Raw genomic sequence first — 14,924 nt, forward strand, 5'->3', positions numbered from 1 at the left:
AGGGTAAAAAACCCTCGCGCGACTCACCGGCGGAAGGCGATGCCGTCGACGTCGCCGTCGACCGTCCCGGCGATGCCGGCCCCGAGTGCGTAGGCGACCCGCTGTGCACCACCGCGGAGACGGCCCATCAGTCCGCGCTCCGGTTCGAACTCGGCGACGGTCACTGCTTCGCCGATGCGGGTTTCGAGGCGGTCCTCGACGTCCTCGCGGGTCCCGACGTGGTCCACGAGTCCGAGTTCCTCGGCTTCGGTCCCGAGGAAGATGCGGGCCTCCGTCTCTCGAACGGTCTCGTCGTCCAGATTGCGCCCCTCGGCCACCGTCTCGACGAACTGGTCGTAGTAGTCGTCCACGATGCCCTGCAGGTACTCGCGTTCCTCGTCGGTCATCTCCTTCAGCGGCGTCCCGGCGTCCTTGTACTCGCCGGCGGTGAACTGCTCGTAGGAGAGGCCGGCGCGGTCCGCGAGGTCCTTGGCGTTGACGCGCGACCCGATGACCCCGATAGAGCCGACGATAGAGCCCTCGCGCGCCCACAGTTCGTCACAGCCGGCGGCGATGTCGTACCCCCCGCTGGCACAGACGTCCGTGGCGTAGGCGACAGTCGGCCCGTCGAACCGCTCGGCCGCGAGGCGGATGTCCTCGCTCGGCACGATTTGGCCGCCCGGAGTGTTGAGTTTCAGGAGCAAGGCGTCGGCACCCCGGTCGTCGTCTGCCCGCTCTATCTGCTCGACCACGTCGTCGGCGCTAGCGCCGGTCGGCGGACTCGCGATGCCGCCCCCGCCGTCCCGGGTAATCGGCCCCTCGACGGCCACCTCTGCGACGTTGTGTGGGGGCACCAGCGACCCGGCGGCGTTACCGCCTATCCGCGCCGCGAGCACCACCGTCGCCACTACCAGCAGGACCCCGAGCAGTTCTGCGAGGTCACCCGGGACCGAGACGAACAGAATCCACCCCAGCACGATGGCGACGAGGACGACGGCCACCACGATGGCTCCCCGGAGGATTGCGTCGTCGTCGACCATTACTGATACATCCCCAGCGGTCGAGCGCTCGTGCTCTCCTCGTCGGCCTCCTGCATCTGCTGGGCCAGTCGCTCCTTGGCCTTCCCGATTTCCTCGGCCTGCTCTACGAGCGCCTCGGTGTCCACCTCGAAGGACCCGAGCGGGCCGATAGCGGTGTTCAGGAGCGCCCTCGCGGCCTCGGGGTCCGGGAACTGCGGGTCGGCCTCGACGACCAGGCCGACGCCCGTCAACCCGACGCGCTGGGACTCGTGGACGAGCGCTCCTGTCGGACCGGTGACCGCGCCGGACTCCGTGGGCGCGCTCACTCCGGCCTCCTCCAGCAGCGCCGCACCGTCACCTGTGGCGATGCCGTACACCTCGGGGACGCCGTCCTTCTCGGCGGGCATCCCGCTGAGGAAGACGGGCATCACGTCGTGGGCCTCGAACCACCCGACGATGCAACTGGCGAACTCCTCGGCCGCCGAGGGCGAGACTGGCGCGTCGCTCTGGAGAACCAGCAGGTCACGCTCCTCGTCGGCGTAGAGTCGCACCGGCGCTCGCACCGTCGGGTCGCCCTCGCTGTAGACGGCTATCTCCGGCAGTCCCTCGCAGTGGGCCGTCCCGTAGTGGACCATGTCGTAAGCGTCCACGAGATGGTCGGCCGCTATCTTTCCCACGAGCCCCACCCCGGGAAGTCCCTCGACGAGCGTCGGGTCGTCGAGTTCGATGTCGTCCCGGTGTATCTGTACGTGTGCCATAGCCGGAGAGACGGCCGCCGTCGGCTTGAAAGGCAGGGCTACTGGGAGGAGACTGCAACGACGCGAACGGTGGTGCGAGGGACGACAGCCAGTAAGTCCCACCGACGCCAGCGACCAATCTAGCGTCGGGCGGGCGTTTCTGGCTGTTCGTGGCTCCGGACGCACCGATGATTTACGCGGACATACCGGCCCTTAGCTTCGAAACCCACAAACAGACCCCCGACGAACCCCGTCCAAATGGAACCCATCGAACGGTATCGCCCCATCGTCGACGACTGGGAGGCGTTCCGGGCGGCCTGCGACCGGCCGTTGCCGTCGGCGATTCGGGTCAACACCATCAAGGCCACCGTCGAGGACGTGCGGACGGCCTTAGACGAGGCCGGCGTCGCCTACGACCCGGTGGACTGGCACGACCTGCTGTTCGTCCTGCCGGAGGACTCGCCGGGCCGGAACTGGCCGTACTTCCACGGGTGGATTCACGGGCAGGAGGAGGTGTCGGCGGTGCCGGCCACCGTCCTCGACCCGCGACCGGGCGAGCGAGTGTGGGACGCCTGCGCCGCGCCGGGGACGAAGACCACCCAGTTGTCGGCCCAGATGGACGACGCCGGCGAAGTCGTGGCGACGGACAACAACCTCGGGCGCATCTCTGCCCTGCGGTCGAACACCGAGCGACTGGGGGCGACGAACGTCGCCGTCACCCACGAGGACGGCCGCAACCACTCGCTGCAACCCTTCGGCGGCGCGGAGTACGACCGGGCGCTCGTCGACGTCCCCTGCTCCTGTGAGGGGACTATCCGGAAGAACCGCGACGCCTTCGACGACTGGTCGCTCTCGCACGTGAAGGGCATCTCCGGCGTCCAAAAGGGCATCCTCACCCGGGCCGTGCAGGCGACGAAAGAAGGGGGGACCGTCGTCTATTCGACGTGTACGTTCGCCCCCGAAGAGAACGAGGCGGTGCTGGACTACGCGCTGGCCGAGGAAGCGTGCGAACTCGTCGACTACGACCTCGACCTGACCCACCGAGAGGGCGTCACGGAGTGGGAGGACGAGTCGTTCGACCCGAGCGTAGCGAAGGCCAAACGCATCTACCCCCACCACAACGACACGGGCGGGTTCTTCTGTGCGAAACTGGAGGTGACCGGATGAGCAACGACAGCACGCAGTTCACGCGCTTGCCGGAGACGGCGGCCGAACGCGAGGACGAGGGCCGCGCGACACGCGAGGAGGTACTCGACTTCTGGGCGGACCGCTTCGGCGTGCCACCGGAGACGTTCGCCGACCACACGTTCTGGGAACGCGGCGCGGGAAAGATATGGCTCTACCGCGGCGACCCGCCATCTCCCGTCGACGTCGAGGGACTGGGGATGACGTTCCTCCGGACGCGGCAGGAACACTGGAAGCCGACGCTAGAGGCGGTCCAGCGCTTCGGCGACCGCGCCACGAAGAACGTCGTCCACCTCTCTGAGGGCGAGGCGACGGCGTTCGCCGCCGGCCACGCACAGGAACTCGACTGGGACGGCGACTGGGGCTACCTCGTCGTCACCCACGACCTCGCGGGGCGGGTCGAACCCGTCGGCGTCGGTCTGTACGTCTACGGCGAACTCCGCTCGCAGGTCCCGAAAGGGCGGCGACGGGACCTCGACGACTAGGTCACTGCTGGTGGTGGACGGGGAACGCCACCTCGACGGTCGTCTTGTACTCCGTTATCTGTCCGTCCTCGACGTTGGCGGTCCAGTCCTCGACTTCGACCCCGTGGATGTCCTCGATGGTCTCGCTGGCCTGTGCGACCGCTTCGCGGGCGGCGTCCTCCCACGACTCCGTGGACGTGCCCAGCACCTTGACTATCTTGACTGCTGTCATGCGGTCCCCAATCGAGAGAGCGACGGCTTAGCTATGATTCGGCTATCGGCGACCACGAGGGGTAGGCCGGTGTTAGCCGGGCACGGGGTATCCCTTACCCCTCCTCAGTCCTCTCGCTCTCGAACGGTCCCGCCGCTCAGTCCCGTCCACTCGACGCGGTACCCCAATCGTGCGAGGACCGCGCTGTCGTCGTCGACGCCGTACTCGTCGAGGACCGACTCGGCGTCGGAGAGGGGCATGCCCGCCTCGATTTCGCCGGTGAGTTCGTCGAGCACCACCGGTCGAATCAGCGTGCGCCCGACCCGCTCGTGGGAAGGGAACGCCTTGCCCTCGACGGCCTCCTCGCTGACGCCGTAGGTCGCGGCGAGAGCGGCGAGCGACACCACGTCGGCGTCGGGCCGCAGTTCGTCGGGGATGTCCGCCGCGCTCTCGGCGACCAGTTCGTCCTCGTAGGGCCGGAGCGCGTCCCGAACGTCCTTGACTCGCACCGTCCCGGAGTACGGAATCGCACGGTGGTCGCTGGCGTCGACGGCCTCGCTGACGCCCAGCGACTCGTCGACGGCCACCAGCATCTCGACGTCGTCCATCGCGGCGAGGCGGTCGAGTTTCTTCTCGACGTACTCGGGCGTCCAGAAGCCCATCACCTCGAAGAAGACGCGGAACGGCGCGTCGGGGTCTGTGGTGTCCCGAACGGTGGCGTCGCCGCCCGGGGTCCACTCAAAGGCGAAGTCGGGGACGACGACGTGTTCGCCCGCTTCGAGCGGTTCCGGTTCGCGGACGAGTCGCCAGTCCAGCCCCAGCGCCGAGAAGCGGGCGGCGAAGTCCGCCTCGACGCCGCTGTCGTACGTGACTTCCGCCACCGGGTCGACGCCGGGAACCGACACGTCGGCGTCCGAGAGACGGAGTTCCCGGTCGGTCCCCCGGTCGTCGACGGTCGCGGTCAGGGTCCACTCGCTCGCCTGCGCGACGGTGCGCAGGAGGCGAGCGAATCGAGTGCCGTACCGGCGCGTGTTCGAGAACAGGGCGTCCGGGCCGGTGACCACCACTTCCCGCCCGTCGGGCGTCTGGCGAATCTCGTACATGAGGCGGAGGCGCTTGACCGCCGAGACGAGCGTCGTCGGGTCCGAGGAGCGGACCCGGACCTCGGTGGCGTCGAACAGCGCCGTCTGGGCCAGCGAGAGGTTGTACTGCGTGACGAGTTCGGCGGGCGTCCAGCGTGCGTCCACCGCCGCGAGCACCTGCCGGTCCTCCAAGTCGGCGTACAGCGACGCCTCGGTCGCGTCGGCGTCGATGCCGAGGCGGTCCGCGGCCCTGTCGAGGGCCTCGCGTCGCTCCGCTTCGGTGACGACGCCGACGGCCTCTGCGGCCTCGAACACACGCTTGCGCGCCCGTTCGGGCGGAACCGCCGCTCGCGTCTCGAAGGCAGCCTCGCGTTCGACGAGTTTCGCGAACCCGCGGACGAGTTTGAAGTCCGCCGCCTCGCCTTCGAGGTCGGTGAGCGCCGCCTGCAGGTCCGCCCGTGTCTCGCCGACGTGGCCCTGATACACGCCGAGGACGCGGCCGGCGAGTCGCTCCCGGGACTCGTCGGCGAACTGCGGATGGTAGCCACCGCCGGCCCGGGAGACGCGCAGGAGGTCCTTCGTCAGCACGGCCGTCACTCCGGCGGCGACGGGCAAAAGCACCCCGTGTTACTCGACGGGACGGCGACGACCCGGGGGTGGGATAGGCGCCGGTCGTGACGGACGCGGCCTGTTCGTGGTACAGGTTCGCGTCGGGTGGTCCCGACTACGACCCCGCGGTCTTCCGGTCCACAAACGTCACTTCGACGGTCGTCTGCTGGTCGATGGCCTCGGTGACCGCCGCGTCCAACCTATCGGCCAACTCCGGGTACGACTGTCCGTCCGGCCGACTCACCTCCACGGCTACCTCGCGGTCGAGTCGGTAAACCGAGACGCCGCCGAACTGGGTCCGGACCGACAACAACCGGAGGTCGGCGTACGATTCGCCGGCGAGTACCTCCTCGACGGCGTCGTTGACGGACGTCTCGACCTGCATCTGGCGGACGGTCACGGTGCTCGCGCCGGCGAACGTCGCCAGCAGTACGAGGAGCGCCATCGCCGTCGGGGCGTACCCACGGACCGTTCCGAGCGACGGCATCCCGTCGGGCCAGTCCCGCGGCCGGAAGCCGAGGCCCCAGAGGACGAGGAAGCCGGTCAGGTTGATGGACGCCGCGTTCACGAGCAGGAGGATACCCGCCCCGAGCGCCACCGCCGGGAGGCCCCACGCGATGCCGACACCCACGGCGGCCGCGGCCGGGATGAGCGCCGCGGCAATCATCACGCCGACGAGGGAGACGGGCAGGGCCGTCGCGAGGCCGAACGCGCCGGCCGCCCCGGCACACAGCCCGACGGCCAGCGAGAGGAACCCCGGAGAGATGCGCTGAGCTATCTGCTGGACCGTCGTCACGCGCAACTGTCCGGGGACGAACCCGACGTTGCGAACGACGAACCCGAAGGCGGCCGCGCTCACCACGGCGAGCAAGAGTCCGAGTATCTGGTCCTGAAACCCTTCCTTCACCAGCGCCCGGTCGTCCAACGTCGTCCCGACGGCGGCGATGAGCGCCGACCCCACCTGGGGCGCGATGACCATCGACCCGACGACGATGGCCGGCGAGTCCAGCAGGAGGCCCGCCGTCGCCACCACCGCGCTCAGGATGGTCATCCCGTAGTAGGTGACCGCGCCGGGGTTCATCCCGACCGCCCGGCCCCGGAGTTCGTCGTGAGAGATGCGGTCCTCGTGGTTCTCCGCGGCGTCGGACTGCTCGGGCCGGGCCGTCTCCGCGCTCGCCACCACGGCGTAGCGGTCGGGGTCCAGCCCCGCCTCCTCGAGTTCCTCCAACACTTCGTCGACGGCCTCCGGCGGGATGGGGAACTGGAAGAGCGAGGCCTTTCCGTCGGCGCTCTCCTCGTCCGTCTGCACGTAACTTATCTCGCGGTCGTCGAGGACCGCCTGCACCGAATCGAGGTGCTCGTCTTCGACCCGTATCTGTATCAGTCGCACCGCTCGCGCCCCCGCGTCGCTACCGAACTGAGAGAGAACAGCGACTGCATCTGTCTCCACCCACCCGCCGAACCCCGTTATTTATGCAGACCCTATCGGGCCGCTGAGAAGGCTTACCGGGCGTCCGGTCAGGTGGGTTCCTACCGCCGCCGCCGTGCCACCCGTTCCTCGGCCGTCTCCTCGGTGACGAGTTCGTACAGGAGCGCCCGGGAGCCGTCGGTCTTCGGGCGGAGAACCCGACCGAGGCGCTGGGTGAACTCCCGTTCCGACCCGCTCCCCGAGAGGACGACGGCGACGTTGGCGTCTGGGACGTCCACCCCCTCGTCCAAGACGTTCGCCGTCACCACGCGCGAGTACGTCCCCTCGCGGAACCGCTCCAGAATCTCGCGTCGCTCGCCGGCCCCCGTCTCGTGGGTGATGGCCGGGAGGAGGAACCGCTCGGAGAGGCGATAGACGAGGTCCGTGTGGGCCGTGAAGACGATGACGCGGTCCTCGCGGTGCCGGTCGAGGATGTCGGCGAGGCGGTCGACCTTCCGCTGGGCGTTCATCATCACCTCGCGTGCGCGCTGTTTCGCCAGCAGGGCCTCCCGGGCCGCGGGGTCGGTGCCGGACCGCTTGACGAGTTCCTGATAGTCGCTCCCAGAGCGCAACTGGATGCCCGAGGACCGGAGATAGTCCGTGAACGTGCCCTGTTCGGCCTCGTAGCGCTCCCGTTCGGCGTCCGTGAGTTCGACGGCGACGCGCTTGATGTCGTAGTCGGCGAGGTGGTCGCCCGCGAGGTCGTCGACCGCGAGGTCGTAGACGAGGGGACCGACGAGGTTCTCGACGACTTCGTGTGCGCCGTCCGGGCGCTCGAACGTCGCCGTGAGGCCCATCCGGGCCGGTGCGGCCAGCAGTCGCGCGACGTCACGATACCCCTCTCCGCCGAGGTGGTGGACCTCGTCGAAGACGACGAGGCCGAACCGGTCGCCCAGTTCGTCTGCCCGGAGGTACGCCGAGTCGTACGTGGCGACGGTGACCGACTCGACGCGCTGTTCACCCCCGCCGAGACGGCCGACGGAGCGGTCGAACTCCCGTTCCAGTTCGCGTTGCCACTGCTCCAGCAAGTCGATGGTCGGGACGACGACAAGCGTGGGGGTGTCGAGCGCCGCCATCGCGGCGATGCCGACGACCGTCTTCCCGCTCCCGGTCGGCAGTTCGAGACACCCGCGGTCGCCGGCCTCGCGCCACGCCGACAGCGCCGCCTGCTGGTACTCTCGGAGGTCGTACGTCGTCGAGAGGTCGAGCGACGGCGCGTTCAGCACGCGGTCGGCGTACTCGACGCCACGCGCGTCGAGGGCCGCACGGACCTCGGCGTACCGGTGGGCGGGCGCGCGTGCGCTCTTCGAGCGCTCGTCTCGCTCGACGCCCGGGAGGTCCTCCGGCGCGTCCCCGTCGAGTCGGACGGTGCCCGACTCGAACGTCAACTCCAGCACGAGCGAGGGTTCGGCAGGCCGTCCGATAACGGTTTCGCGGCGGTGTCACCGCCGGCCCGCGACGACGGCGTTGGTGAGTCCACCGGCGAGGACGATGGCGCTCCCGAAGAACAGCCACGTCACGAACAGCACGACCGCTCCGAGCAACCCCGACACGGTCCGCGCGCCGGCCGAGAGGTAGAGTTCGAATGCGACGCGGAGCAGTTCCCACCCGCCGGCGGCGAGGACCGTCCCCGGCAGTGCCTCCGTCGCGGAGAGGGTCACGTCGGGGAGCGTGTAGTACAGCGGCCAGAACAGGACCGCGATGACGGCCACGCGGGCGAGGACCAGCGAGGGCCCCGTCACCGTCGTTCCCGTGAACTCGGCGACGAGTCGCGCTCCGAGGACGACTGCGACGGCCCCGGCGACGCCGAGCATCGCCACGAGACCGTCGGCGAACTGGCTACCGACTGAGGAGTCCGTCCGGTACACTCTAGCGAACGCGGCGTCGAGGCCGCGGAACAGTCGGAGGACGCCCCACAGGAGGACGAGCGCACTTCCGACGGAGGCCTGCCAGCGTCCCGTAGCGCCCGTGACGCGGTCTCTGAGCATCTGGGTTCCCGCCGGCGACAGCATCTCGCCGGCCGCCACCACCAGCGCGTCGGCGACAGTCTGGCCCCAGACGGCGGTCACGACGGTCACGCCGAGGACGGCGGCGGGCACGAGCGACACCAGTCCATAGTAGGCCAGCGCCGCCGCTGTCAGCCCGAAATCCATCTCTCGACCGGCTGCTACGACCCGGGCGACCGTCTCCCGGAGACCGGCCGGCCGGTCTGTGCCGCTCATACGTCGTCGGTGTCCGGACGGTGGATAGCTATCCTCGCCTTAATGTTAGTAGGGCGAGTAAACGGCGCGATTACCGCCTATTATCAGGCAGGTAACAATGAGCGCGGGAGGCGTCCGACCAGTATGGTACACGACGTCCTCTCGATGCCGCTCCAGTTCAGTGGCGAGTTCCTCGAGTACGCGCTCCTCTTTCTGGTCCTCGCCGTCGTCGCCGGGTTGGCTGGGTTCCGAGGCGTCGCCGGCCTCAGCATGAGCATCGCGAAGCTACTGGTCCTCATCTTCCTCGTCCTCATGGTCGTCTCGCTCGTCCTCTGAGGAGCATTCACCGAAACAACAGCTAAATCCCCGGCGGTCGAACTGACGGTATGGGCCGGTGGGTCAACCCCGACGAGACAGACCCGTCGACGTGGCGGGGCGAGGGCCGCCACGGTGGCCTCCGCCACGGCGACGAGTTAGGGTCGGTGACCGAGCGTGCGGCACGGACGCCGCTTCCCTACCAATACGAGGAGGACCGCCTGCACACCGAGGGCGTCGCGGAGACGTTCCGCACGCGGCAGTTCACGAACGCCCGCGTCGTCTACAACTGCGGCGTGGACGCCCAGCGCCGAATCAAGATGCTCACCAGAGGCCTCCTCTGGGGCGGGAGTGAGGACCACCAGCGGTTCAAGGCGCAGTACCGGCGCTCGCCGCCGCCCACCGAGAGCGTGCCGTTCGACGAGTACACCGTCTGGACACGGTACCAGTACGGCACTATCGAACGAGGCGACGACGGGGTGACCTTCACGCCGGACGACCGACCACCGGAGGAGAATCTGGCGACGCTCTCGTGGACCGACCTCTACGAACCGGTTCGGGAGCGCATCGCCGAACTCGAACTCGTCCGGAACCCGCCGTTCGCGAAGTACCGCCTGCAGGAACTCGACGAGTGGGACGACTACCGGACGCAGTTCCGCTACGATGGCGACGCGTTCGCAATCGGTCCGTGACGTTTCTGAATCCTTTTATTCGTGTGACGACTCCCCTCGGGTATGACCGAGCAGGACGCCGCCGAGGAGGACGCGACCCCCGACGAGGACGGCGCCGGAACCGACGGTGTGGACGTCGAGGAGGCCCCCGGGAACGTCGACCCGGAGAGCGTCGACCTCGACGACGTGACCGACGGAGAGGCCGTCGACGACGAACTGGTCGAGCGCATCGAGGAGTCCGACCCCGAGGCCGTCGCCCGCGAACTCTCGGCCCTCCGGGACCGTGCCGACAGTCTCGAGGGCCGGGTCGCCGACCTCGAAGCGGAGGCCGACGAACTCGAAGACAAACTCAAGCGCAAGCAAGCGGAGTTCCAGAACTACAAGAAGCGCATGGACAAGCGCCGCGAGGAGGAGAAACAGCGCGCGACCGAGGACCTCGTGACTCGCATCCTCGACGTGCGGGACAACCTCGAACGCGCCCTCCAACAGGACGAGGACGCCGAGATTCGGAGCGGCGTCGAATCCACCCTGCGACAACTGGACGACGTCCTCGAAGCCGAGAACGTCGAGGTCATCGACCCCGACCCCGGCGAGAGCGTCGACCCGACACAGCATCAGGTGCTCGCCCGCGTCGAGAGCGGGGAGGAGCCCGGTGCCATCGCGGACGTCCACAGACCCGGCTACGAGATGGCCGAGAAGGTGCTGCGCGAGGCGCAGGTCACCGTCAGCGAGGAGTAGCGAGGGGCGACGAGCGAGCGACAGTGAGGGCGTTGGCCCTCGAACCGACGCGATGAGGACCGGTCGACCTCCGCTCCAGAACAGGCGAGAGAGTGGGGCTCGAACGGTCGTATTGCGGTGCGTGAAATATTCTCCGGTCGCCGGCCTTCGATAGGCACAAAACCGACCGCAGGCGGCCACTCCCTTCCGTTCGCGAGTCAGACCATCTAGCAACTTTTAACCGGCCGAGTCCGCTAACAGCGGGTAAGATGGCGAGCAACAAGATTCTGGGTATCGACCTCGGGACCACGAACAGCGCGTTCGCGGTCATGGAAGGTGGCGACCCCGAAATCATCGTCAACGCCGAAGGCGAGCGGACGACCCCCTCCGTCGTCGCGTTCGACGACGGGGAGCGCCTCGTCGGCAAGCCGGCGAAGAATCAGGCGGTCAAGAACCCCGACCAGACAATCCAGTCCATCAAGCGGCATATGGGCGAGGACGACTACTCGGTCGAACTGGACGGGGAGGAGTACACGCCGGAGCAGGTGTCGGCGATGATTCTCCAGAAGATAAAGCGCGACGCCGAGGAGTACCTCGGCGACGAGATAGAGAAGGCCGTCATCACCGTCCCGGCGTACTTCAACGACCGCCAGCGACAGGCGACGAAGGACGCCGGCGAAATCGCCGGCTTCGAGGTCGAACGCATCGTCAACGAACCGACCGCGGCCGCGATGGCCTACGGCCTCGACGACGAGTCCGACCAGACGGTCCTCGTCTACGACCTCGGCGGGGGCACCTTCGACGTCTCCATCCTCGACCTCGGCGGCGGCGTCTACGAGGTCGTCGCCACGAACGGGGACAACGACCTCGGGGGCGACGACTGGGACCACGCCATCATCGACTATCTGGCCGACGAGTTCGAGGCCGAACACGGCATCGACCTGCGCGACGACCGACAGGCCCTCCAGCGCCTCACCGAGGCCGCGGAGGAAGCCAAGGTCGAACTCTCCTCGCGCAAGGAGACCCGCATCAACCTCCCGTTCATCGCGACGACGGACGACGGGCCGCTGGACCTCGAACAGAAGCTCACGCGTGCGAAGTTCGAGTCCCTGACCGAGGACCTCATCGAGCGCACCGTCGGCCCGACGGAGCAGGCCCTCTCGGACGCCGGGTACAGTCAGTCCGACATCGACGAGGTCATCCTCGTCGGTGGCTCCACCCGGATGCCGCAGGTCCAAGAGCGGGTCGAGGAGATGACCGGGCAGGAACCGAAGAAGAACGTCAACCCCGACGAGGCCGTCGCACTCGGTGCCGCGATTCAGGGCGGCGTCCTCTCGGGCGACGTGGACGACATCGTCCTGCTGGACGTGACGCCGCTCTCGCTGGGCGTCGAGGTCAAGGGCGGCCTCTTCGAGCGCCTCATCGAGAAGAACACGACGATTCCCACGGAGGAATCGAAGATATTCACCACGGCCCAGGACAACCAGACGCAGGTCCAGATTCGCGTCTTCCAGGGCGAGCGTGAGATAGCCGAGGAGAACGAACTGCTCGGCGCGTTCGCCCTCTCGGGAATCCCGCCGGCCCCGGCCGGGACGCCGCAAATCGAAGTCTCGTTCAACATCGACGAGAACGGCATCGTCAACGTCGAAGCCGAGGACAAGGGCTCGGGCAACAAGGAAGACATCACCATCGAAGGCGGCGCCGGCCTCTCCGACGAGCAGATAGAGGAGATGCAGGAGGAGGCCGAACAGCACGCCGAAGAGGACGAGGAGCGCCGCAAGCGCATCGAGGCCCGCAACGAGGCCGAGGCCGCCGTGCGCCGCGCCGAGACGCTCATCGAGGAGAACGAGGAAGACATCGACGAGGACCTCGTCGCCGACATCGAGGCGAAGATAGAGGACGTCGAGGAGACCCTCGAAGACGAGGACGCCGACACCGAGGACTACGAGGAGGTCACCGAGGCCCTCTCCGAGGAACTGCAGGAGATAGGCAAGCAGATGTACGAAGGACAGGCCCAGCAGCAGGCCGCCGGCGGTGCCGGTGGCGCCGGCGCTGCGGGTGCCGGTCCGGGCGGCATGGGCGGCGCTGGACCCGGTGGGGCCGCGGGCGCCGGTGCCGGCGGTGCGGCCGGGCAGGGCGAGGAGTACGTCGACGCCGACTTCGAAGACGTCGAAGACGACGACGAGTAAGCCGTCGTCCGCTTCGGCTCGTCAGCGCGACGGGCCGCCGGTGTCTGAGAGACCGTATTTTGCCGACCACTCCGAGTTACTGGACGGTTAGCCGGCGTTCTCGCTCGTCTGTCGACGCCGTTGGTTGCCGAGCGTCGGGAGGACGACGGCGGCGAGGACGGCAAACTGGCGGATAGTACGCTGTGTCAGGGCTCGGGCGACGGACCAGAGGGCGACGCCCAGCACGACGAAGCGGGCGGTGATTCGGGTTTCGGTGGCGGGCATCGACGGCGCTACGCGGGGGCGGGGCGATACTGTTGGCACAGTCGCTCTCCGGCGGGGACCGACTCACTCCGCCCCGTGAATCGACTCGCCGTGGAACAGTCGGTGGGCGATGGTGAACGTCTGTTCGCGTTCGCGGCGGGTCGGGAAGTGGGCCGCGAGATAGCGGGCCGTCGCAATCATCGGGAGGCGTCGCTCGGCGTCGCTCTCGGCGAACTCGGCCTGCCGGAACGCCGCCTCGACGTTCTGGAGTTCGTGGAAGCCCGCGTCTTCGCGGAGCAGTCCCTCGCCGAGGGTCTGCTTCAGGGCGTCGACGTCACCACCGGCGTCGAAATGTTCGCTCACGAGTTCACCCGCCTCGTTCACCCGGCCCTGTTCGTCGAACGTCGCGAGGAGGTCCGCGCGGATGGTTGCGGGGTCGCGGTCCGACTCACCCGGGCCGGGTATCGGCGCGGCGGGCGTGTTGAGAAAGCGGTCCAGATACACCGACACCGCGCCGTCGAAGCATGGCCTGTACGCCTCGATAGCGTCGGTGCGGGCGGCCAGCGCGTGGGCGGCGTTGGCGTAGCTGAACGTGTGGTGGACCGTATTCCAGTCGCTGAACTCGTTGCTGGTGGCGAACTGGGCGACGCGACGGGCGGCCGCCAGCGCGACGGCCCGCGTCAACTGTTCGGCCGTCGCACCCTCCCGGACGGCGTCACGGAGCGCGTCGATTACGGTTTCGGGGTCGTCGGCGAGCAACGTCTCCACGAAGTCGTCCGGGCGCGTCCACTCGCGTTCGGACCCGGCGGCCACGAGGTCCCGGAGGGCGTCGTCGGCGTCGAAACACAGGGCCGCCACGTCGATTGGCTGGCGCCACTGGGACAGTTCCTCGCTCCGGCTGGCGTCGGTGAACTGGTCGACGGTGGCGGCGAGGACGTCCTCGGCCTTCGCCCACCCCACGTGGTCGAGCGTCTCGACGGCCTTGTTCACGAAGTCGAGGGTGTGACTGGCGTTCATGTAGAGGTGGTCCGTCGCCGCGGCCAACAGTATCTCGACCACATCGTCGGGCGGCAGGACGGCGGCCGCGGTGCGGAGGCACCGCTCGGCCCCGTCGCTGTCCCGGACCTCGCAGGTCTCGCGGAACCACGACTTCAGGCGGGCCTTCGAGAGGTCCCGGTTGCTGAGTTCGTACTGGTCGAATCGGGGCGGTTCGCCGGAGCAGTCGTCCGCGACTTCGGTGACGCCGACGTACATCGCACGGAGTTTCTCGTCGTGGGCCACGTCGTCGTAGAGGTTCGCCATCGCACCGAGCGTCGTCAGACCGCGGCCCCACCCCATCGAACGGTAGGTCGTCCCGAAGTCCACGGCGGTTTCGAGCGGCGTCGAGAAGCCCTCGCCGAGGTCGTCGAGGTTGATGACGGCCTTCGCCGCGACGAGGTCGATGTTCTCCTGCATCGCGTCGGCCAAGCGGTTCCGCCAGTGGGTCACCGGTGGGACGTCCGGTTCAGGGTCCGGGTCCACGTAGACGGTGCCGTCGCGTACCTCGACGGGGAACGTCTGCACGTCGTCGGCCCACGGGTCGAGCGTGTCGCCGCAGGCCAGTTCGAATCGGGCGTGGTGCCAGTGACAGGTCAGCAGGCCGTCGTCGACGGTCCCCTTCGAGAGCGGGAACCCCATGTGCGGACAGCGGTTGTCGACGGCGTACACCGTCCCCTCGTGGTGGAAGAGCGCGACTGACCGACCGCCGACCTGCGCCACCTGCGGCGAGTTCTCGGCGAGGTTCGAGAGCGGGACCAGTTCGCGGTAGGCGTCCTCGGTAGCCATGTGTGAACAG

Annotated in this window: 15 protein-coding genes; 6 read left to right on the forward strand and 9 right to left on the reverse strand. The window is 68.4% G+C overall.

The features are described 5' to 3' along the window. Positions 1-23: 23 nt before the first annotated feature. Together sppA and Hhyl6_RS03155 are read right to left on the reverse strand one after the other, a co-directional pair. The gene (gene sppA / locus Hhyl6_RS03150) at positions 24-1,019 is read right to left on the reverse strand and encodes a signal peptide peptidase SppA (RefSeq protein ID WP_483737769.1); all 996 of its coding nucleotides are present in this window, start codon (positions 1,017-1,019) and stop codon (positions 24-26) included. Beyond that, positions 1,019-1,756 carry a proteasome assembly chaperone family protein gene (locus tag Hhyl6_RS03155; protein WP_483737770.1) on the reverse strand — a complete coding sequence of 246 codons (738 nt, stop codon included), beginning with the start codon at positions 1,754-1,756 and terminating at the stop codon, positions 1,019-1,021. Before Hhyl6_RS03155 ends, sppA begins: the two co-directional genes overlap by 1 nt. Positions 1,757-1,993: 237 nt before the next feature. Between Hhyl6_RS03155 and Hhyl6_RS03160 the strand changes: the two genes are divergently transcribed. Then, entirely contained in the window at positions 1,994-2,902 is a 909-nt protein-coding gene (locus Hhyl6_RS03160; protein WP_483737771.1) for an RsmB/NOP family class I SAM-dependent RNA methyltransferase, read from the forward strand. Then, a complete protein-coding gene (locus tag Hhyl6_RS03165; RefSeq protein ID WP_483737772.1) occupies positions 2,899-3,405 on the forward strand; it encodes a DUF7122 family protein in 507 nt (168 codons plus the stop codon). Before Hhyl6_RS03160 ends, Hhyl6_RS03165 begins: the two co-directional genes overlap by 4 nt. A gap of 1 nt (position 3,406) precedes the next feature. Here the strand turns inward: Hhyl6_RS03165 and Hhyl6_RS03170 are convergent, their stop codons facing one another. The 5 genes from Hhyl6_RS03170 to Hhyl6_RS03190 all read right to left on the reverse strand — a co-directional run bounded on the left by Hhyl6_RS03170 (position 3,407) and on the right by Hhyl6_RS03190 (position 8,976). Then, positions 3,407-3,616, reverse strand: a complete 210-nt coding sequence (locus Hhyl6_RS03170) for a dodecin family protein (protein ID WP_483737773.1) — start codon at positions 3,614-3,616, stop codon at positions 3,407-3,409. Positions 3,617-3,720: 104 nt separating this feature from the next. After that, positions 3,721-5,265 carry a DUF790 family protein gene (locus Hhyl6_RS03175; protein ID WP_483737774.1) on the reverse strand — a complete coding sequence of 515 codons (1,545 nt, stop codon included), beginning with the start codon at positions 5,263-5,265 and terminating at the stop codon, positions 3,721-3,723. Between the two features lie 136 nt (positions 5,266-5,401). Beyond that, positions 5,402-6,736, reverse strand: a complete 1,335-nt coding sequence (locus Hhyl6_RS03180) for a TIGR00341 family protein (RefSeq protein ID WP_483737775.1) — start codon at positions 6,734-6,736, stop codon at positions 5,402-5,404. An 80-nt stretch (positions 6,737-6,816) separates the two neighbouring features. Next, positions 6,817-8,151: a DEAD/DEAH box helicase gene (locus Hhyl6_RS03185; RefSeq protein ID WP_483737776.1), complete on the reverse strand. Its 1,335-nt coding sequence runs from the start codon at positions 8,149-8,151 to the stop codon at positions 6,817-6,819. 45 nt (positions 8,152-8,196) lie between these two features. Continuing rightward, the gene (locus Hhyl6_RS03190) at positions 8,197-8,976 is read right to left on the reverse strand and encodes a YihY/virulence factor BrkB family protein (protein ID WP_483737777.1); all 780 of its coding nucleotides are present in this window, start codon (positions 8,974-8,976) and stop codon (positions 8,197-8,199) included. Positions 8,977-9,099: 123 nt separating this feature from the next. Here Hhyl6_RS03190 and Hhyl6_RS03195 point away from each other — a divergent pair, with 123 nt between their 5' ends. From Hhyl6_RS03195 to dnaK, 4 genes are all read left to right on the forward strand, one after another. Continuing rightward, entirely contained in the window at positions 9,100-9,291 is a 192-nt protein-coding gene (locus tag Hhyl6_RS03195) for a DUF1328 domain-containing protein (protein ID WP_483737778.1), read from the forward strand. A 50-nt stretch (positions 9,292-9,341) separates the two neighbouring features. Then, positions 9,342-9,962 carry a hypothetical protein gene (locus Hhyl6_RS03200; RefSeq protein WP_483737779.1) on the forward strand — a complete coding sequence of 207 codons (621 nt, stop codon included), beginning with the start codon at positions 9,342-9,344 and terminating at the stop codon, positions 9,960-9,962. 42 nt (positions 9,963-10,004) lie between these two features. Further along, on the forward strand, positions 10,005-10,679 hold the full coding sequence (locus tag Hhyl6_RS03205) for a nucleotide exchange factor GrpE (protein WP_483737780.1): 675 nt from the start codon (positions 10,005-10,007) through the stop codon (positions 10,677-10,679). Between the two features lie 248 nt (positions 10,680-10,927). Further along, positions 10,928-12,847 carry a molecular chaperone DnaK gene (gene dnaK, locus Hhyl6_RS03210; protein WP_483737781.1) on the forward strand — a complete coding sequence of 640 codons (1,920 nt, stop codon included), beginning with the start codon at positions 10,928-10,930 and terminating at the stop codon, positions 12,845-12,847. Between the two features lie 87 nt (positions 12,848-12,934). Here dnaK and Hhyl6_RS03215 read toward each other — a convergent pair whose 3' ends face one another. Further along, positions 12,935-13,111, reverse strand: coding sequence for a DUF7987 family protein (locus Hhyl6_RS03215; RefSeq protein WP_483737782.1), 177 nt, complete (start codon positions 13,109-13,111; stop codon positions 12,935-12,937). Positions 13,112-13,174: 63 nt separating this feature from the next. Further along, positions 13,175-14,914: a Rieske (2Fe-2S) protein gene (locus Hhyl6_RS03220; RefSeq protein ID WP_483737783.1), complete on the reverse strand. Its 1,740-nt coding sequence runs from the start codon at positions 14,912-14,914 to the stop codon at positions 13,175-13,177. Positions 14,915-14,924: the final 10 nt, after the last annotated feature.

It is taken from the genome of Haloarcula sp. H-hyl6 (assembly GCF_056934455.1).

Excerpts from the sequence above, each read along its gene's own strand:
- sppA (WP_483737769.1), bottom strand. The coding sequence starts at position 1,019 with ATGGTCGACGACGACGCAATCCTCCGGGGAGCCATCGTGGTGGCCGTC.
- Hhyl6_RS03155 (WP_483737770.1), bottom strand. The coding sequence starts at position 1,756 with ATGGCACACGTACAGATACACCGGGACGACATCGAACTCGACGACCCG.
- Hhyl6_RS03160 (WP_483737771.1), top strand. The coding sequence starts at position 1,994 with ATGGAACCCATCGAACGGTATCGCCCCATCGTCGACGACTGGGAGGCG.
- Hhyl6_RS03165 (WP_483737772.1), top strand. The coding sequence starts at position 2,899 with ATGAGCAACGACAGCACGCAGTTCACGCGCTTGCCGGAGACGGCGGCC.
- Hhyl6_RS03170 (WP_483737773.1), bottom strand. The coding sequence starts at position 3,616 with ATGACAGCAGTCAAGATAGTCAAGGTGCTGGGCACGTCCACGGAGTCG.
- Hhyl6_RS03190 (WP_483737777.1), bottom strand. The coding sequence starts at position 8,976 with ATGAGCGGCACAGACCGGCCGGCCGGTCTCCGGGAGACGGTCGCCCGG.
- Hhyl6_RS03195 (WP_483737778.1), top strand. The coding sequence starts at position 9,100 with ATGGTACACGACGTCCTCTCGATGCCGCTCCAGTTCAGTGGCGAGTTC.
- Hhyl6_RS03200 (WP_483737779.1), top strand. The coding sequence starts at position 9,342 with ATGGGCCGGTGGGTCAACCCCGACGAGACAGACCCGTCGACGTGGCGG.
- Hhyl6_RS03205 (WP_483737780.1), top strand. The coding sequence starts at position 10,005 with ATGACCGAGCAGGACGCCGCCGAGGAGGACGCGACCCCCGACGAGGAC.
- dnaK (WP_483737781.1), top strand. The coding sequence starts at position 10,928 with ATGGCGAGCAACAAGATTCTGGGTATCGACCTCGGGACCACGAACAGC.
- Hhyl6_RS03215 (WP_483737782.1), bottom strand. The coding sequence starts at position 13,111 with ATGCCCGCCACCGAAACCCGAATCACCGCCCGCTTCGTCGTGCTGGGC.
- Hhyl6_RS03220 (WP_483737783.1), bottom strand. The coding sequence starts at position 14,914 with ATGGCTACCGAGGACGCCTACCGCGAACTGGTCCCGCTCTCGAACCTC.